The following is an 18,409-nucleotide window of genomic DNA, read 5'->3' as shown; positions in this document are numbered from 1 at the left end:
AGATGCCTTTTTTATTTTTTGTTATTAGAATGCTTTGGTTAAAGTAAACACTGCACCTGTTTCTAAACCACGTTCTGTTTCATGGTCTAAACCATCTGTATCAATATTTGTACCTACAGCAGCCAATTCAGCACTCAAACCTTGTACAGATTTAAAGGCATAATTCACACCCACCTTCCAGTCGACATAATCATCTTTGCCATCTGCTAAAACAGCTTTATCCATGGTGGTATAGCCTACATTTGCCAAAGCGCCAAAACCTGTATCTGCAATCGGTGCAGAGTATCCCACATTTACATTCCAGCTTTTACCACCTACATCTGCCCAGTCGTCAGTATAGTTGACATTGGTCAGTAAACTACTGCCTTTCACTCCGACATCCGCAATGGTCAATTTAATATAACCTTCAGTCCAGTTAAAATCCTCTGTTGCACTTGGATAGTTGTAGACCACCGCCCCAATATCCAAAGTCGGTTTAAAGTTATCTGAAATATTTAAAGGAATTAAAATACCTACCGATGGGTCAAGCTCTAAATGTGGCTCAGATGCACCAAAATTTACATTTGAACCAAACGCACTAAAATACAAACCTGTTTCATGTGCCAAAGTAAAACTCGCTTGTACAGCAGGGTCTGACAAAGTTTGCGTCATCCCACGAAAGCGATAATCGCTGGTTACTGCAGCATTACCTGAAAAGCTTAAACCTAATTTTGACAATGTCGTATCTTCTGCCATAGCCATGCTTGTGCTTAGTGCCAAAATCCCGAATGCTAAAAATTTAGTGGTAAATTGCATGTCTAGTACTCCCCCATCACTCGATGTTTATTTTGCTTAGATTTGTTAACTCATTTGATATTTAGCAATTGCTATGCCAACCTGATTCAAAAGGCGTTATTTATTTTTATAAATTTAAATAAAATGATTGTTTTCAAAAATTTAAAACAATTAAAAATATAAAATTGAGGCCATCACTGAGTAATCTTATATTTTGAAGATTCATTTGTAATATTCATATTCAGCATAAACAATTCATGGAGTATTTATAAAAATGTGTAAGTGATTAGGAGGAAATATTTAATTTTTATATTTAAATTACAATTACTTATAAATTTTAAAGCTTAGTTTTTAAATATTGATTTAAAATTCCCCCTAAAAGTAAAAAAACTGTCACATTTTTAAGCATAATTTAATTTTTCAGTTCTATAGCGCATAAAAAAAGTGCATTTCCGTTGAGAAATACACTTAATCCAACTATTTTAAAATTTAAACTTCAAATAATAAATCTGCTTAGAAATGATAATTTAAACCAAAAACCACATGATTATCAAAGTCTTCACCTAAACGATCTTCACCACCTAACACATAGTCCAATGATGCAACGACACCAGAATCAGCAAGGCTTTTACTCAGCCCAATACGTGCTTCATTAAAAGCAAAGTCTTCTGTTGTTTGAATGATGTCATCATCACGACTACTGTTGTAAACAGAACCGCCCACCGAAGCATTTAAAATAAAGTTTTTAGGCAATGGATGGTTATAAGCGGCACTTAAGTACACATCACCAGCATTACCAAAAGAAGCATCTGCAAGTAGCACAGAGGCAGCCAAAGTAACTTCTTTATAGGCAAGTTCACCCAACACATCAAAAGCAGTAGTTTTACGTTTATGCTCATCCGCATAAACCGTACCACCATTTTGATAAATATATGCTGTAGCTTGTAAGTTATAGCTTAAGTCTGTGTTGATTTCATCCCCATAGGAGATATAAAGATCGTGTTCAAAGCCATGTGAACGATTTTCATCTGTTGCATCATAATCAAGCGTTGAGCCCCAATATCCGACACTGACTCCACTTTTATGGGCATATTCTAGACCTGCCTGTAATGCGACATCATCATTTTCGACCCCGCCCCGATAAATATATTTCGATACTGCACCAAAATCGCCAGATAAAACACCATTTGAAGTTACAAGTGCGGTATTTTCAGCATAGATTGAAGTAGAAACAAAGCAGAGTAATGGCAAAGCCATCATGTTTTTTAATGAAAATATTGTCATTTTTGTTGAACATGTACACAGGGAGAAAGAGAGCAAAATTCTACTGCTTTTTTTACAACTTTTGGTAAATTATTGAATAATATTTTGATTAAAAGCTATACAGGGCTTAGTCTTAAGAAAAAAACCAGAATAAGAATCACTCTCTAAAAAATAACAAAAAAATTGTTACAAATACTAGTTTTTTTGTAAATAAAATATACAATTCATACAGTTTAAATATTTTGAAACAAATACAGTAAGAGGCAAGCCGAATGCTAACCCCACAAAAACTTACATTAGCAGTGCTCATTCAGGCTGCTCTTCTTTCTTCTGCTTATGCAAGCGAGCAAAGCGAAGCGAAAGGATTTATCGAAGATGCTGAAGGATCAGTTTTATTCCGTACTGGTTTTATTCATCGTGATAAGAAAAATGGCATAGACGATCAAAGCTCTTATGCACAATCTGCAATTGTAGAATTAAACTCTGGCTTCACCCAAGGTGTTGTTGGTTTTGGCGTAGGTGTATTGGGCGATGGCTCAATCAAACTAGGTTCAAACAACAATGCTGGCAACCAAATGATCCCTTTACATAATGATGGTTCTGCATATGACCATTGGGGTCGTGGTGGTGGAAATGTAAAAGCACGTTTCTCAAATACCACTGCTGTTTATGGTACACAAGTACTTGACCTACCTGTACTTGCAAGTAACACTGGTCGTATGGTACCTGAGTATTTCGAAGGTACCTTAGTTACAAGTCGTGAGATCAAAGGCTTAGAATTAACCGCTGGTAAATTCACTAAAAATCAAATGTCTGACCAAATCAACAGCGATGGCAATGAATTAGATAGTGCGATCGTTTGGGGTGCAAAATACAAGTTTGATGATCAACTCAGTGCAGCTTATTTTGGTATAGATTCTAAAGATGCTTTAGAACGTCATTATGTCAATGCCAACTACAAACTTCCTCTTGCAGACAAAAGCTCTTTAACATTTGACTTTAGTGGTTATCATACTGAGTGGGATAAAGAGGCAAATACTTATTCTTCAACGCTTGGCAATGAAAACGTTGATGGTCGTAGCAATAATATTTGGGCATTATCAAGTACGTATAACCAAGGACCACATACTGTAATGTTGGCTTACCAACAAAATACAGGTAACACGGGTTATGACTACAACATGAATGCTGATGGTTTCCAAAGTATTTATTTACCGAATTCATATTTGTCTGACTTCATTGGCAACCATGAAAAATCAGCACAATTGCAATATAACTTAGACTTCGGTGGTTATGGCGTATCTGGTTTAAATTGGACAACTGCATTTGTTTATGGTTGGGATATTAAAACCAATGGTGTAGATGATGCACAAGAACGTGAATTCTTTAACCAAATAAAATATACCGTTCAAAATGGTTTTGCTAAAGATGCTAGCTTACGTGTACGTCACTCTTACTACCGTGCAAGCGATGCTTACCAAGACACTTACATTGGTGACACCAATGAATGGCGTTTATTCTTAGATATCCCTGTTAAATTATTTTAATTTTTAGCTCTCTAAAATACTGAACCCACATTTCGATGTGGGTTTTTTTATCACTGCATAATTTGATGTCACCATGTATTTTTCAATAAAAACCATTTGTTAATTCAAATAGTTTTCTTTGGATAACATCAATACTTTATGACTGAGCTTTTAAAATATGCACCGTCACAGTACGCCCTGCCACGAAAGCCAAAGAATCATGCGGTACGTCATCCAATACAATTTTAACAGGCACACGTTGCGCTAAACGCACCCAACTAAAAGTTGGATTTACATTGGCCAATAAACCTGATGATGTTGTGCGTTCACGATCTTCAATCCCTGACGCAATCCCTTGCACATGACCTTTATACTTTACTGAATCACCCATTAACTGTACGGAAGCAGGATCACCCAAATGAATCTTATTTAACTTAGTTTCTTCAAAATATCCCACAACGTACAATTGCTTACGATCAAGCAATGCAGCAACCGCTTGCCCAACTTTGACATAATTGCCTGCACGCATATCAAAGTTGGATAATGTACCATCGGCTGGTGCGACCACTTCAGCACGATGCATATTCAACTCAGCCAAATGTAAATTACTGGTGGATGCTTCAATCAATGCCTTTTGTTGTTTAATATTGGCTTGTGCTTGTTGAATCGCCGCTTGAAGTTGCTGATGCTCTGCATGAGATTGATCACGTACTGCAAACATTTGATCTTGTTCTTGTTTCGAAATCGCCCCATCCATTAAATCAGAATAACGGCGCGCATTTTTATCCGCAAGCTGAATATTGGCTTGTGATTTCACTAAATTGGCTTGTGCTTGCGCAAGTCCTGCTTCTGCCTCTGCTAAGCCTGATTTGGCTTTGGCTAAGTCTGATTTGGCTTGCTCGACATCTAAAGTTTGACGTGCAAGATCGATTTTAAATAAAGGCTGTCCTTTTTTTACCGTCTGATTGTCTTGTACTAAAACTTCAGTAACCAAACCTGCAATATCAGAAGACACCTGAATCACATCTCCACGTATACGCCCATCACGTGTCCAAGGCTCGGCATTGTAATAATTCCAAATATGTCTTGCACATAAAATAGCGACAATAACCACTATCGCCAAAGAAATAGGTCGTATTATTTTACGCAGATCAAACGTTTTCATTTCAGTTATCCAATCATCAAATTTTAACACACTGTTTCGCCAACAATTTTGAGCAGAACTCAATCTCTCCTTTGTTTATTCAATAACTTAAATAAACAACCAATGAATGAGCCACAATAAAATCAAATACACACCGAGATTAAAAATACTCGGTAATGCAATCCAGTCCTGTTCAATCAAACGGTCTGTACCCAAACACACCACTCGCCATACGCCATACGCCAACACCGCTTGGATAAGAAAAATAGGAACATAAACACCATAAACATTCAGTTCTCCCATTTTTACGCTCCAACTAAAATTGCTGAATTTTCAGTAGTTATCATTGGGATATGACAAATACTATTTCGAATATTATTAATAGAAATTTCAATACGATGTCGTATGTCTTCATCACCTAAACTTTGAGCTTGATGAAGGATTTGATCTAACTGTCGCACGATAGAGGTCAATAGTTGCTGATCATTTTGACCTTTTTCTTTTAAACCAAACCATTGATTTAAATATTTTTGTAGTTGAAAAATTGAAGCAACTACAGGCGACTCTGTAGAGAGTTTTTTAACCAACTCTTGTAGGCGTGTCAGGTCTATCACAGCGCTTGATTCAATCAAAGCAGCATTAATTTCTGCACTTAGGTGTTCAGATTGCACCTGCTTGGTATTTAATACCCCGATACGATCCAACATACTCCGTAGATGAATCCGAAAGCCAATTCCATAATCCATCCAAATGGTTTCTCGTATAGCTTTATAGTGCAATGCCAAAATCCGTTGCACGGTCATATCAGGCGACATAGCACGTACCATATGCACCACACAAATCGAAATAATTGGACCAATAATGGTTCCGAGGGAAAAGTCCAATACCAAGTTGGGATCCATAAAATAATGGTTTTGAACATTCGATCCCATCACTGTGCCCATAATCAAAGGCAAACCAAAACCATTTAAAGGCGGATGTAAAAACAACAACAAACAGAACATTAAAAATGGTGCAAAAACCAATACCAATTCAAAAAATGAACCGACCTGTGGAAATATGCCGAAGGCATAGATAAAAACAAATACCGCTGCCACCGTTGTCGCTTGAATAAACATTTTCAAGGCAGGCACAGGATTATCTAAAAATGTCAAAATACAGGCACTGATTGCTGCCATCTCCGCCATCATGAAGCCATATTTCCAACCGCTTAAAATCCAAAAAGCACAAGCAATGAGAATAGTAAGAAAAGCAGAAATACCACCACGAATTGCCACGCCATAATCACGATGTAAACTCGGATAAGTGGTCGTCAGGCTGACTACAGACTCAGGTAAGGTTGTTTGTCCATTTTGAATGTATTGCCAAATTAAACGCACCGTTTGCACATTTTGGATACAGTGACGAATGTCCATTTTCAAACTCCCCAAAACAATACGTTGCTCTGCTTTGGCATGTTTCACAATTTCATCAAATGCTTGATCAAAATCTGCTGGCAGATGTTTTAATTGATCTTGCTGAATCGTATGGTGAGCATCTAAGAAAGCATCCACCTGTTGATGAAAACGCTGTAAATATTGGCGATATCCCAAATCAATTTCATCGAGTTGCTTAATCCGTTCAGACATCGCCACCAAGTTTGCAAGCAACATGGTCATTTGATGTAGTAACTCTTGCAAAGGCTTGGTCATCCCCTTAAGTTTTGATTTTTCATAACTTAAGTGAATCGCCATGGTGTGAATATCGGTTGTATCACGGGTAATACTTGCCAATAACTGAGTATAGTTATCCTGATGCTTCGGATCTGACAAAATTGCATCAAAAACGCTTTTGATGTCTTTTAGACTTTTGCTGACCCGCATTTCCACCACAGGGCCAATATTCATGGGGAAAATCGTTGTAGTGACTACAGCACTACACACGACGCCTAGAGAAATTTCTAAGAAACGCCCAAGCGCCATGTCAAAGATTGAAACAGTTTCAATATAAAAAACTGCATTAAAACAAATAATAACAGCGGTGTAGCCTGCCAACATCGTAATATAACTACGTGGTGTACGATCTAACAAAGATATATACAAACACAGCGCCACCCAGCTCGCCAAAACAAAACTAAATAACCACGGTGTATTAATCAGATAAGGCGTAACAGCGACAGCAAAACATGCCCCACCTAAAGTACCCAAAATCCGATAAATACTTTTTGAGGCAGTCATACCTGAATAAGGGTTAGCAATCACAAAGACCGTACCCATCGCCCACATCGGATAACTTAAGTTCAATGAGAATGCGATATATAGAGCCAGCATTGCTGCAATAAAGGTTTTAGTTGCAAAAATCCAATCTAATTTATTGGGTCTAAAAGCCAATAACTGTCGAATAAATAACATCGTCATCCTTTATTTACTAAATGCCAGTGAATACACCTCCCTACGTTTTGTATCGGCCACTCAAGCACCGCTCTATAAAGCCGAGATCATGAGCCTAAATAAGCAAAACGATAAGGTTGAATTACGAGGAGGGAAAAATATGCGCTACACCATGATCAATATTTAATTAAACACAAAATTCATGATGAGATATTTTTAAAGTTATTTTTTCAAAAAAAATATATTTAGTCAATAAAAATATCTTATAGTGATAATATAATGATTAATTATTAGTAAATTTATCCAAATACCTTGCCTTTATGCATAAACTGCATTTTTCTTATATTTTCAAAAAAAGCAGTTGAGTGCGGTAAATAACAATGCATACTTTTGGCTAAATTTGTGATGATTTTCTAAATCAGATCGTTTTATGATGAAATTCAATTTTTTTTCATTTTTTTTTGTTATAAAGTAACATGATAAATTTTCTTTTTTGGTCTATAGGTACTAAGTAGGTAATCAATGGCGCTTTCAAGTTTTGGTAAAATTCTCACCGTATTGGATTTATTCTCGGTGTCACGCCCAGTGATTAATGTTGATGTCATTTGTCAAGAATTAAACCTATCAAAACCAACAAGTTATAGATATTTAAAAGAACTGGTTTCAGCAGATATTTTACAGCGCTTGAGTGGCACATCAGGGGACTACACCTTAGGTCCTAAAATTGCAGTGATGGATTATATTTCCAGAACTACTGATCCTTTAGTCCAAATCAGCAAACCCTTTATGCAGGAAATTTCTGAACGTACCGAACTATGCTGCCTACTGACCCAACTCAATGATCATTATTGTATTGATGTGCATCATGAAGTGTACCGTGATGAAACCTTATTAACCTATGGTCGTGGTTGTCCACGTCCTGTCTATATGGGTTCATCGCCAAAAGCGATTATGGCGCATTTATCAAAGCATCATATTCAAAATTACTATGCACGTTTTCAGGCACAACTCGCTGAAGTCGGCTTTGCCGAGAGCGAAGATATTTTCATTCAAAAAATGAAGAAAATCAAAAAACAAGGTTACTATTTTTCTCAAGGTGAACTTGATCCAAATGTGTCTGGTTTGTCGATTCCAATTAAGTTTTCAAGCAAAGAAGCGCCTTTGGCTTTAACTGTTTTAGCCTCTAAAAATCGCTTTGATTTTTTAAATTTGCAAAAGTTAATTGAAACTTTACAAGACTCGGCTGAACAAATCGAGAAACGCTATCAAGCCTTGTCTGAAAATGATCAATTGTCTGAATTAAACCCCACACCGAAACATTTTCAAGTCAACATTTAAGGTGTGAGTTGATAATCGAAAGAAATTTTACAATTTATAAGATTGTAAAATCAATCTAATTCTCATACTATGATTCTGTTCTCCAGCAGTTTATAAAGTTAGCGAAATTATTTTTACGGAAATAATTCGCACTCAGAGGAATGCCAGTTGATGTGTAATTAACTGGCATTTTTTATGTCTGTACTAAAAACTATATGCCTTGAGAATGTCGTAATTTACCTTGTAGACTTTGAAAATAAATTTTGGGTAATTGGCGATTTAGATAATTTGGTAAATAATTCCAACAAGCAATAACAACACTGTCTATAAAATTTTCGGAAAATACAGCTCATGAATATTTTGATTGTCCATGCTCATCCTGAGCCGCTTTCTTTTACCAATTCGCTAAAAACGACTGCCATTGAAGAATTACAAAAACTTGGACATGACGTTGAAGTTTCTGATTTATACGCCATGAATTTCAACCCTGTGGCATCTGCTGCGGATTTTATTGAACGTGGTAATCCTGATTATTTAAATTATGCTTTAGAACAGCGTCATGCCAGTAAACATCATGTTTTGGTAAATGACATTCAAACTGAAATTGAAAAAGTTCAAAAAGCAGATCTGTTGATTTTAAATTTCCCTATGTATTGGATGTCGATGCCTGCCCTGTTGAAAGGTTGGATTGATCGTGTATTTGTGTCAGGCATTTTTTATGGCGGTAAACGTTTTTATAATCATGGCGGCATGGCTGGCAAAAAAGCGATGCTATGCTTCACATTAGGTGGACGTGATCATATGTTTGGAGAAACTGCGATTCATGGTGCCATGGACAATATTTTGATTCCAATCCAACGGGGGACTTTGGCTTATGTCGGTTATGAAGTATTGCCCGCTTTTATTGCCTATCATGTGCCATATATTTCTGAGGAAGCCCGTGAGCAAATGTTGCGAGATTATCGTCAGCATTTACAAAATCTTGAAAATCTACAGCCGATTGAATTTCCAACTTTAGAGCAGTTTGATGATAAGCTTTATCCATTAACCAGAGCTTAACTTCTTTTTCTAACTATTTAATTTTAAAAAAAATCAATGCCATTGAAGCAACATGGATGTTGCTAGGGCTTAGGATTGATAACACTTTCAAAAATGTCTTGGATTTGCTCAAAATATTAATCGGAAATTATCAAGAAAATTTAGGGTTGAATGATTTCATTCACAATTCAAAACATTGTAGATGCTTGTGACAAAATACGTTCACAATTAGACTAAAACACATCCCAATAAAAACAAGTGTCTATGAACCTTTGGCAATTATTTGAAAAATTACGTCCTTTTGTCAGACCTTATCGTTGGTTAGTCGTTGCTACTCTAATTTTGACGCTGATTGGCTCACTCACCGCTCAGGTGAATGCCCTAACTTTGCAATATGCAGTTGATAGCATCAATAAATTAGTTGAAGCAGGACAAGGGCTTAATGCAGGCTGGCATATCCTTATCACCATCACAGTGATTTTATTGGGCAAAGAAATTATTAGTGCAATTGTGCAGTTTGGACAAAAATTTTATGGTGAAAAGCTGCGAATTTTAGTGTCGCAAGATTTGGCACAAGGCATTATTGAAAAATTCCTGACTTATCGTTTGGCTTTTTTTAACGATGATAATAACCAAGCAGGTAAATTACAGACCCGTATTGACCGCGGTATAGGTTCACTAACACGTTTGGTGCAAATCTTTTTTATTGATATTTTACCGTTATTTACCAGTGCGATTGTGGCATTGGGGCTAATGTACTATGCCAACTTTTGGGTCGGCTTGGTCGCAACAGCGATTGTGCCGATTTACTTTTGGCTGACCTATAAACAAGCCCAAAAACTTGGTGGCTGGCGTAGAAACTTACGTGATGGTCGAGAAAAGAAAAGTCAGGGAATTTTAGGTATTATCAACTCGATTACCGTGATTAAGTCGTTTAACCGTGAGTCGATCGAGGCAGAAAAACAGCTTAAACTACAAAAAGAACTGACTGAAAACCAAATGCATACCCGTCAGACCAGTTTTATATTTGACGGTTTAAAAACTTTTATTGAGCAAATTGGTATTGTACTGATCATTATTCTGACCGCTTATTTTGTTTTGGATGGGCAAATGAGTATCGGCATGATCATGTACCATGTGCTGTTATTTAATAATGTATCTGCGCCGATTCGTTCGTTACATCGTATTTATGATGAGGTGAACGATGCGATGATTTATTCCGAAAGCTTCTTCAAAATCTTGGAAGCTGATCATGAAATTGAATCCAGTGGTTCATTGAAACCACAAATTCAAGGCAAGTTTTCTTTGGAAAATGTCAATTTCAGTTATCCAAACAGACATCAAGCTTTGCATAATATTAATATGAATATTCAACCCAATAAAATCACCGCCTTGGTTGGTTTATCGGGTGCGGGCAAGTCAACGCTAATCAGTTTACTGGATAAGTTTTATGTACCTGAATCGGGTTGTATTCGTCTTGATGGTATTGATTTAGAAGATATTGATACCCAATACTTACGTGATCATATCGGTTTGGTACTACAAAAAAATCATATTTTCCAAGGCTCTATTTTTGACAATATCCGTTATGGTAAAATCGATGCAACACTTGAAGATGTGATGCAAGCAGCCAAAAAAGCCTCGATTCATGATCAGATTTTAAAGCTTCCACATGCTTATGATGCAGATGCCCTGATGTTATCAGGTGGACAACAGCAACGGATTGCATTGGCTCGTATGTTTTTGAAAAACCCACCGATTATTTTCCTTGATGAACCGACTGCAAGTTTAGATGCAATTGCGGCTGAGCAAATTAAGCAAAGTTTGGATGAGATCAAACAAGGACGTACAGTGATTATTATTTCACATAGTTTGTCGCAGATTATTGATGCTGATTATACTTATGTCATGAAAGAAGGACATATTGCAGAACATGGCGAGCATGATGATTTGTATCATCAAGATGGTGCTTATAAAGAAATTTTTGATGCGATGGCAAAGAGTTTAAATATCGAAAAAATTGCCAAAACTTTTGAAGATGATGCTGAAGAGGAAACGCATAGTTGATGTACTGCAATTAACTGATATTTTCAAATAAAACCACGCACTACCACATAATTAAAAAGCCCTTATTTCTAGGAATAAGGGCTTTTTTGAATCTTTGTATATCAAGGTTGTTTTAAATACGGCCAAGCTGCTTTTAAGTAAATAAACATCGACCACAAAGTTAGAATGACTGCGGTATACAATAATGCATAAGCAACCAATTCAAGTGGTTGCCAATTCAATAAAAACACCGTAATCGCAATCATTTGAAAGGCCGTTTTATATTTACCCACCGTTGAAACAGCAACATTGGTACGTGCACCTAATTCTGCCATCCACTCACGCAGGGCAGATACGGTTATTTCACGCGAAATAATCACAATCGCAGCAAATGCCATCGCAATACTCGGTTTCCATTGCACCAAAACGATTAAAGCTGCGGCAACCATCAACTTATCTGCCACTGGATCTAAAAAACGTCCAAATGCAGAAGTTTGATTTAAAGTTCTTGCCAGATAGCCATCAAACCAATCTGTGACTGCTGCAATCACAAAAATTGCGGTAAGAATAACATGACGTGTCATGCTACCCTCGTGCCCACCGACCCCAATCGCAGGTGGCCAATATGCAATCAACAAAAAAACTGGAATTAACGCAATACGTGCCAGCGTCAAGATATTTGGAATATTCAGGATACGACCTGTAGTCATAGACACCGCCAGTAAGTCCCCTATTTACCTATGAACAAGGCAAACGATCATGTAGAGTGAAGCTCTATTTGTACTCATACTTTAAACGATTCACATGAAACTGTCGACTAGACAAAGACAGTAACAGTTTGTCTTGCAATCGCAATCAGGCGATTTTCTTGATCCCATAAGTAACTGTGTTCAGTCGCATAACCATGCTCTGCATGATCTGTGATCACTTGATATTTAAACCAATCATGCAATTGATGTTGCAACGGTTCAATAAACGTTAGGTGCCAAGTTAAACTACTTGCTGGTGCAGGTTGTTTAAACATAGGCAATACTCCCGGTGGCCATACATCCATTAAATTGACAATATCGGCAAGGGTCATGCTGCGTTGTGAATGTCGTTCAGGATCAAAACGACACCAGCCCGCAAAATCAGGTTGTTTACTGGCAGTAATCGGATAATTACCATGTGTCCAAGCCAATTGAAAATTTTGCACACATTCAGGAAAGGGTAAGTATTTCGGTACAATATTAATCTGATCTAATGCCGGAAAATCAGGTATTTGTGGCTCTAAAGCCACATGAATTTGTGACTCTCGCTGACTGCCGAAACTGGCAATTAAAATACTTTGTACCGCATCATTTTGCCAAAGTCGAACTTCAATGCTGGTGACAGATTTACCTTGTCGTAAAATTTCAGCGCTTAATTTTACAGGCGCTTGTTCCACAGGCCCAACAAAAGTGATGCTACAACTCAATAGTTTTTTCAATGGATCATTGATCGTGACTGTGGCTTTATGAATCAGCATGCCTGCAACCAAACCACCAAAAATAGTACGCCCTTGTAACCATCCTGTTGGCAATTCAATCCATTCTTGCTGTTCGATCTGAGTAAATAAATCCTTTAACTGCATGACCATTCTCATTGCATTTTTATTGCTAGACATCTTGCCTATTTAAACTTTACTTGTGAATGATCAATGACTGCTGAGTCAATGCACTTTATGGCAAATCATTTTTACAATCGGTCTAAATTTAAAGCTAAACATGGTGCTAACTAATAGGATGAATCAACACAGTAAATTTTACACAATAAAACCTTATCGCAATTTGGGAAATTAACTTAATGAAAAATTGCTTTAAATAAAACTCTCTCACCAGCATTACGATTATGTAAGTCGATATGGCGGAGAATTTACTACTATTAGCTTCTTAAATGCATCTAATGATCGATAATTATGACAGCTTTACTCATGTAAAACCTTATAAATCGTTCTCGCCATGACATCACCTAAGCCCGGAACAAGTTTCAGATCATTTTCAGAGGCTTTTAACACCCCCTGAATCCCACCAAAATGGGTCAACAAATCTCGACGACGCTTTGGCCCCAATCCGGGAATCGCTTCCAACACTGACCCACCACGACGTTTGTCGCGTTTTGCCCGATGACGTGTGATAGCAAAACGATGCGCTTCATCACGGACTTGTTGAATCAAATGCAAGGCTTTGTTGTCCTCAGGTAATTGAATCTTTGTACCATCAGTAAAATGTAATGTTTCTAGACCGGGTTTACGTCCTTCACCTTTGGAAACTCCAAGCATAAAAGCATCTAAACCAAGATCTTGCATGACTTCCATTGCCATGTGTAACTGTCCTTTACCACCATCAATTAAAAGCAAGTCAGGCAACATGGCTTTCTTATAACGTCGGGTTAAGGCTTGACGCATTGCCGCATAATCATCACCTGCGGTAATGTCATTGATTGCAAACTGACGATAATCCCGCTTCCTTGCACCCCCTGCATCAAAGACCACACAAGACGCAATCGTCGCCTCACCCATGGTATGGGAAATGTCAAAACACTCAATGCTGTCAATTGGACGGGCACAGACTTTTTCAAGTTGATGAAAGCGTTCATTCAGCTCTAAGTGATTGGCTAATTTACCTTTAATGGCATGCTGAACATTCATTTCAGCAAGTTCTAACCATTCTGCACGTGTTTCTCGGACATTGGGTTTGATTTGAATTTTCTTCTCAAATTGTTGCTGAAATGCCGCTTCCATTTCTTTTCTGTTGGGCAAATCAACATTAATAATCAATTCATTAGGCACTTCATCGGCGACTTGGAAATAAAAATTCGCCATAAAATCAGACAACATTTGCCCAAGATCATCGCCCAGCATATCTGGAAAATAACTTTTCCCACCCAACATTTTTCCGTTACGCACATGCATGATCTGGACGCAAGTTACTCCAGCTTGATAGGCTATCGCCAAAATATCTGCTTCGCCTTTGACTTTATAAATCGCTTGTTGTGCCTGTACATCTCGCAATAAAGCCATACGGTCACGATAAAATACTGCTTTTTCAAACTCTAGTTTTTCAGCAGCTTGCTCCATTTTCTGAATTAATTCTTGGTTCAGCTCTTTGGTATCACCATTTAAAAAACGAATCGAATTTTTTACATCTTCCTGATACTCTTCAGGGCTGATGAATCCGACACAAGGTGCAGTACAACGTTTGATTTGGTACTGTAAACATGGGCGTTTACGCTGCGAAAAATAGCTATTTTCACACTGGCGTACATTAAATAATTTTTGTAAAACCAGTAAGGTATCTCGAGCATTATAAGCACTCGGATAAGGTCCAAAAAATTTACCGGTTTGATGTTTGCCTTTGCCACGTCCTGATGCGATGCGTGGATAAGGCTGATCCGCCGAAACGAAAATATAAACGTAAGACTTATCGTCTCGAAGCATAATATTGTAAGGTGGGCGATGCAGTTTAATTAGATTTTGTTCAAGTAATAATGCTTCGGTTTCAGAACGCACCACCAAAGTTTCAATATCATAAATTCGAGCAACCAAAGCCTGTGTTTTGGGATGCTCAATCGTTTTGACAAAATAACTGGACACACGATTTTTGAGGTTTTTGGCTTTGCCAACATATAACAACTCGCCCTCTTTGCCCAGCATTTTATAAACGCCCGGCAAAGTAGTCATATTGGCTAAAATCTTTTCGATATTTTCTCGTGCGTTTTCGTTCACTGTCGACCTATTCTTTTCAATTCCATCTCATGATGTGATGTTTTTCAATCCAATTTCAAGCGCTTTATTGATAAACGCTGTAGAGTCAAACTATTTAGCAATGATCTGATTGTTACAAGCTATTAGTATCAAAAAATAATTTTGCTATGCTGAGCATGTCGATTGCTCCTAGGTTCAACGCTGAATGACCATTGAAAATGCTGCTATTCATTTCGTCAAATCACCCCCCTCAAACCAAACTCAGTCTGAAAAAAATCATTTGATGGGACAACCGCGTTTTCATTTTGAACCACAGAAGGTCATGCAACAGTTACGTCAAAAAATTATTGGACAAGATGCAGTACTGAATGAAATAGAAAAAATGTTACACGTGGTCAAAGCAGACTTTTCTGCACCAGACAAACCACTTTCAGTGACGCTGCTACTTGGACCTACAGGCGTAGGAAAAACCGAAACGGTGCGCTTAATTGCCGAAGCAATCTATGGTCGCCCTGATGCTTTTTGCCGAATCGACATGAACACTTTAGCACAAGAGCATTATGCAGCAGCAATCACAGGCGCACCTCCGGGTTATGTCGGCTCCAAAGAAGGTCATAGTTTATTTGATGAAACTGCCATTGCGGGTTCACATACCCGCCCCGGTATTATGTTATTCGATGAACTTGAAAAAGCATCCACTGAAGTGATTCGTGGCTTGATGAACATTTTAGATACAGGAAAACTGACTTTAACTGCAGGGACAAAAAGCATTGATTTTCGTAATTGTATGATCTTTATGACCAGCAATGTTGGAGCACACGCAGCACAACACTATTTAGAAAAATTGCAGTTTTTACCGAAGAAATTACAAGATATTTGCTTAAAACGAATACCGACCCAAACGGTGATTGAAAAGGTTATGTATCGTAAATTTGATCCTGAGTTTCTAAATCGGATTGATCGCATTTTACATTACCAAGCCGTGCAGGCGGATGCTTTACCTCAGCTCGTTGAGATTGAACTCGCAAAATTGAATCAACGCTTGCAACATCAAAAACGCAGTGTCATTTTGACAGACTCAGCAAAAGCCTATTTTTATCAAGATCATGATATTCGTTTTGGCGCACGGCATTTAGCTCGAAAAATGCGTATTGAGCTTGAACCGATTTTAGCGCTTTATTTTTTAAAGCATCCTGAAAAAATGCTTCTTCGCATAGACGCCGATACAGAAAAATTACTGTTGAAAGACTAAGTAGCTGATAATTTAAAATCGCTTTTTGTATATTTTACAGACAATCCTATGCTACAAAACTCTCCATTATTGATGAAAGTTGAATTGCTTCAGTCTATTCCAAATGATTTTCCTTTTTTACACCTCTACCCACTACACTTTAAGAAAAATATTACGATTATTATTGGTGAAAATGGTGTCGGTAAATCAACCATCCTCGAAGCACTTGCTGTTAAATTTGGCTGTCCAGCAGAAGGAGGATCGGTCAATTTTAACTTTAGTACAGAGAATACTCATTTAGACTATACCCAGCATTTACGTATCGCTAAAAATGGTAAAAAAATTAAAGATATTTTTTTCTATCGTTCAGAAACTTTTTATACATTTTTAAGTGAAATGCGTCGTTTAGATAATGAACCCTTTGGAGGAAGTAAAATAAACACCTATTATGGTGGGCGTGATTTACATACAGTTTCGCATGGTGAATCAATGATTGCGCTTTATTCTCATCGTTTTAAAGATCAAAGTTTGTATTTTTTAGATGAGCCAGAAGCGTCTCTTTCTATTGCGAATCAAATAAACTTTGCAGAACGCGTTTTACAACTTAGCCAGCAAGGTAGCCAATTTATTATAGCAACGCATTCCCCAATCATTATGGCAATACCAGAAGCAACATTACTGCAAATCACGTCAAACTCGAAATATGAAACCACTTTTGCAGACACCAATCAATATTATTTACTCAAAGAGTTGATTGATTCAAAAGGCGATTTTTTAAAAAATATCCTAAACAGTTCACACGAAATATAAAAATAAAAAGCATAAGTTAATTATTTTTTATAGATAAATAATTATTAACAATCAAAAGCTTAATTATTTTAATTTAATAATTCCACATGTAATAAAGCCCAACAACAAAGATGTGTTGAGCTTTAAAGTTTTAGCTAAGCTATTGTTGAATTAAAATAATGGCGAGTTTAATACAAGCAAGCGATTAAAATATCAACACGCTTTTACCTTGTGTATGTCCTTGTAAAATATCTGTATATGCTTGTGCTGCTTGTTCAAATGGATACTCACGACTTACTTTCCAACTTAGTCGTTGATCAGCAACACCTTTAACCACATAAGCTAAGTTTTCAGGATTACGCTTAACCCAGATCGGTTGAATCAATGCTGAGGATAATTTACGTCCTGCAATTGTTCCCATAAATCCGCCTGCCTTTACTGTCGCCAAACTTGCTTGGGTTGCTTCCTCACTTCCCACCATATCAATAGATGCATCAAATAGATTTGGATGTACAGCTTTTAAACGCTCTATCAGCCCATCGCCATAAACAACAGGAGTTGCACCTAATTTTCTGAGATAGTCCTGATTTTTTTCTGATGCAGTGGCATAAACATCCATTCCTTTTTCTTTGGCTAACTGCACTGTGACAGAACCAACACCACCAGCACCACCATGAATTAATAATGATTTGGCTTCACCCATTTCATTTAAAATCGTCATTGCAGTTTGAGCAACACCTGCAAATGATCCTGCTACTGCCCATGAAATATTGTTAGGTTTTTTAATCAAGTTAGCAATCGGCACATCAATCACTGTGGCATGAGTAAAAGCACCGCCTGAGCCTAATACCTCATCACCGATAGACCATTGAGAGTTCTCTTCAACTTCAATAATCACACCGCTAAACTCAGTACCGAAAGTTTGTGGCAATGCCGAATGTTTAAACTCGCCTGTCATACGACGTGCATCAATAGGATTAATACCCGCAGCTTTCACTTGAATACGTGCCATTCCTGTTGCAAGTTCAGGTAATTCAACTTGCTGAAACTCAAGCACATCTGATGAGCCATATTCATGTGCAACTAATATCGTACTTTTCATTTTTAAAATCCTAAATAATCATTTTGATTCAATATGAAAAATTTAGATGCTTTATCAAGGCTTGAACAGACTCATTGCTAGATCAC

Annotated in this window: 15 protein-coding genes; 6 read left to right on the top strand and 9 right to left on the bottom strand. The window is 37.3% G+C overall.

Annotated elements, in window-relative coordinates; translation table 11 throughout:
* Positions 1 to 24 precede the first annotated feature (24 nt).
* Together HUS24_RS11840 and HUS24_RS11835 are read right to left on the bottom strand one after the other, a co-directional pair.
* Positions 25 to 795, bottom strand: a complete 771-nt coding sequence (locus HUS24_RS11840; RefSeq protein ID WP_173912197.1) for a TorF family putative porin — start codon at positions 793 to 795, stop codon at positions 25 to 27.
* 492 nt (positions 796 to 1,287) lie between these two features.
* The gene (locus HUS24_RS11835) at positions 1,288 to 2,058 is read right to left on the bottom strand and encodes a TorF family putative porin (protein WP_173912196.1); all 771 of its coding nucleotides are present in this window, start codon (positions 2,056 to 2,058) and stop codon (positions 1,288 to 1,290) included.
* Between the two features lie 251 nt (positions 2,059 to 2,309).
* Here HUS24_RS11835 and HUS24_RS11830 point away from each other — a divergent pair, with 251 nt between their 5' ends.
* Positions 2,310 to 3,584, top strand: a complete 1,275-nt coding sequence (locus tag HUS24_RS11830) for an OprD family outer membrane porin (protein ID WP_173912195.1) — start codon at positions 2,310 to 2,312, stop codon at positions 3,582 to 3,584.
* Positions 3,585 to 3,720: 136 nt separating this feature from the next.
* Here HUS24_RS11830 and HUS24_RS11825 read toward each other — a convergent pair whose 3' ends face one another.
* From HUS24_RS11825 to HUS24_RS11815, 3 genes are all read right to left on the bottom strand, one after another.
* Complete coding sequence (locus HUS24_RS11825; RefSeq protein WP_173912194.1) at positions 3,721 to 4,728, bottom strand: HlyD family secretion protein; 1,008 nt, start codon at positions 4,726 to 4,728, stop codon at positions 3,721 to 3,723.
* Positions 4,729 to 4,815: 87 nt separating this feature from the next.
* A complete protein-coding gene (locus tag HUS24_RS11820; RefSeq protein WP_173912193.1) occupies positions 4,816 to 5,010 on the bottom strand; it encodes a DUF1656 domain-containing protein in 195 nt (64 codons plus the stop codon).
* Between the two features lie 2 nt (positions 5,011 to 5,012).
* On the bottom strand, positions 5,013 to 7,097 hold the full coding sequence (locus HUS24_RS11815; protein WP_173912562.1) for an FUSC family protein: 2,085 nt from the start codon (positions 7,095 to 7,097) through the stop codon (positions 5,013 to 5,015).
* 501 nt (positions 7,098 to 7,598) lie between these two features.
* Here HUS24_RS11815 and HUS24_RS11810 point away from each other — a divergent pair.
* From HUS24_RS11810 to HUS24_RS11800, 3 genes are all read left to right on the top strand, one after another.
* Positions 7,599 to 8,414: an IclR family transcriptional regulator gene (locus HUS24_RS11810; RefSeq protein WP_173912192.1), complete on the top strand. Its 816-nt coding sequence runs from the start codon at positions 7,599 to 7,601 to the stop codon at positions 8,412 to 8,414.
* A 330-nt stretch (positions 8,415 to 8,744) separates the two neighbouring features.
* Positions 8,745 to 9,452: an NAD(P)H-dependent oxidoreductase gene (locus HUS24_RS11805; RefSeq protein ID WP_173912191.1), complete on the top strand. Its 708-nt coding sequence runs from the start codon at positions 8,745 to 8,747 to the stop codon at positions 9,450 to 9,452.
* A 243-nt stretch (positions 9,453 to 9,695) separates the two neighbouring features.
* On the top strand, positions 9,696 to 11,498 hold the full coding sequence (locus HUS24_RS11800) for an ABC transporter ATP-binding protein (protein ID WP_173912190.1): 1,803 nt from the start codon (positions 9,696 to 9,698) through the stop codon (positions 11,496 to 11,498).
* Between the two features lie 101 nt (positions 11,499 to 11,599).
* Here the strand turns inward: HUS24_RS11800 and pgsA are convergent, their stop codons facing one another.
* The 3 genes from pgsA to uvrC form a co-directional block, all read right to left on the bottom strand.
* Positions 11,600 to 12,187: a CDP-diacylglycerol--glycerol-3-phosphate 3-phosphatidyltransferase gene (gene pgsA, locus HUS24_RS11795; protein WP_173912189.1), complete on the bottom strand. Its 588-nt coding sequence runs from the start codon at positions 12,185 to 12,187 to the stop codon at positions 11,600 to 11,602.
* A 107-nt stretch (positions 12,188 to 12,294) separates the two neighbouring features.
* A complete protein-coding gene (locus HUS24_RS11790; protein WP_173912188.1) occupies positions 12,295 to 13,089 on the bottom strand; it encodes a thioesterase family protein in 795 nt (264 codons plus the stop codon).
* Positions 13,090 to 13,422: 333 nt separating this feature from the next.
* Positions 13,423 to 15,222, bottom strand: a complete 1,800-nt coding sequence (uvrC, locus tag HUS24_RS11785; RefSeq protein WP_173912187.1) for an excinuclease ABC subunit UvrC — start codon at positions 15,220 to 15,222, stop codon at positions 13,423 to 13,425.
* Positions 15,223 to 15,406: 184 nt separating this feature from the next.
* On the opposite strand from uvrC, the gene HUS24_RS11780 reads away from it, so the two are divergent.
* Together HUS24_RS11780 and HUS24_RS11775 are read left to right on the top strand one after the other, a co-directional pair.
* Complete coding sequence (locus tag HUS24_RS11780; RefSeq protein ID WP_173912186.1) at positions 15,407 to 16,453, top strand: AAA family ATPase; 1,047 nt, start codon at positions 15,407 to 15,409, stop codon at positions 16,451 to 16,453.
* Between the two features lie 48 nt (positions 16,454 to 16,501).
* Positions 16,502 to 17,242, top strand: coding sequence for an AAA family ATPase (locus HUS24_RS11775; protein ID WP_173912185.1), 741 nt, complete (start codon positions 16,502 to 16,504; stop codon positions 17,240 to 17,242).
* Positions 17,243 to 17,426: 184 nt separating this feature from the next.
* On the opposite strand, the gene HUS24_RS11770 is transcribed toward HUS24_RS11775, so the two are convergent.
* Complete coding sequence (locus HUS24_RS11770) at positions 17,427 to 18,323, bottom strand: NADP-dependent oxidoreductase (RefSeq protein ID WP_173912184.1); 897 nt, start codon at positions 18,321 to 18,323, stop codon at positions 17,427 to 17,429.
* Positions 18,324 to 18,409 lie beyond the last annotated feature (86 nt).

Origin of the sequence: Acinetobacter sp. Marseille-Q1618 (assembly GCF_902809855.1) — a bacterium.
Classification (GTDB): Bacteria; Pseudomonadota; Gammaproteobacteria; order Pseudomonadales; family Moraxellaceae; genus Acinetobacter.
Note: the sequence above shows the minus strand (reverse complement) of the source record. Positions and strands in the feature narration are given on the sequence as shown.

Excerpts from the sequence above, each read along its gene's own strand:
- HUS24_RS11835 (WP_173912196.1), bottom strand. The coding sequence starts at position 2,058 with ATGACAATATTTTCATTAAAAAACATGATGGCTTTGCCATTACTCTGC.
- HUS24_RS11820 (WP_173912193.1), bottom strand. The coding sequence starts at position 5,010 with ATGGGAGAACTGAATGTTTATGGTGTTTATGTTCCTATTTTTCTTATC.
- HUS24_RS11825 (WP_173912194.1), bottom strand. The coding sequence starts at position 4,728 with ATGAAAACGTTTGATCTGCGTAAAATAATACGACCTATTTCTTTGGCG.
- HUS24_RS11775 (WP_173912185.1), top strand. The coding sequence starts at position 16,502 with ATGCTACAAAACTCTCCATTATTGATGAAAGTTGAATTGCTTCAGTCT.
- HUS24_RS11805 (WP_173912191.1), top strand. The coding sequence starts at position 8,745 with ATGAATATTTTGATTGTCCATGCTCATCCTGAGCCGCTTTCTTTTACC.
- HUS24_RS11770 (WP_173912184.1), bottom strand. The coding sequence starts at position 18,323 with ATGAAAAGTACGATATTAGTTGCACATGAATATGGCTCATCAGATGTG.
- HUS24_RS11800 (WP_173912190.1), top strand. The coding sequence starts at position 9,696 with ATGAACCTTTGGCAATTATTTGAAAAATTACGTCCTTTTGTCAGACCT.
- HUS24_RS11790 (WP_173912188.1), bottom strand. The coding sequence starts at position 13,089 with ATGCAGTTAAAGGATTTATTTACTCAGATCGAACAGCAAGAATGGATT.
- HUS24_RS11780 (WP_173912186.1), top strand. The coding sequence starts at position 15,407 with ATGACCATTGAAAATGCTGCTATTCATTTCGTCAAATCACCCCCCTCA.
- HUS24_RS11830 (WP_173912195.1), top strand. The coding sequence starts at position 2,310 with ATGCTAACCCCACAAAAACTTACATTAGCAGTGCTCATTCAGGCTGCT.
- pgsA (WP_173912189.1), bottom strand. The coding sequence starts at position 12,187 with ATGACTACAGGTCGTATCCTGAATATTCCAAATATCTTGACGCTGGCA.
- HUS24_RS11840 (WP_173912197.1), bottom strand. The coding sequence starts at position 795 with ATGCAATTTACCACTAAATTTTTAGCATTCGGGATTTTGGCACTAAGC.
- HUS24_RS11815 (WP_173912562.1), bottom strand. The coding sequence starts at position 7,097 with ATGTTATTTATTCGACAGTTATTGGCTTTTAGACCCAATAAATTAGAT.
- HUS24_RS11810 (WP_173912192.1), top strand. The coding sequence starts at position 7,599 with ATGGCGCTTTCAAGTTTTGGTAAAATTCTCACCGTATTGGATTTATTC.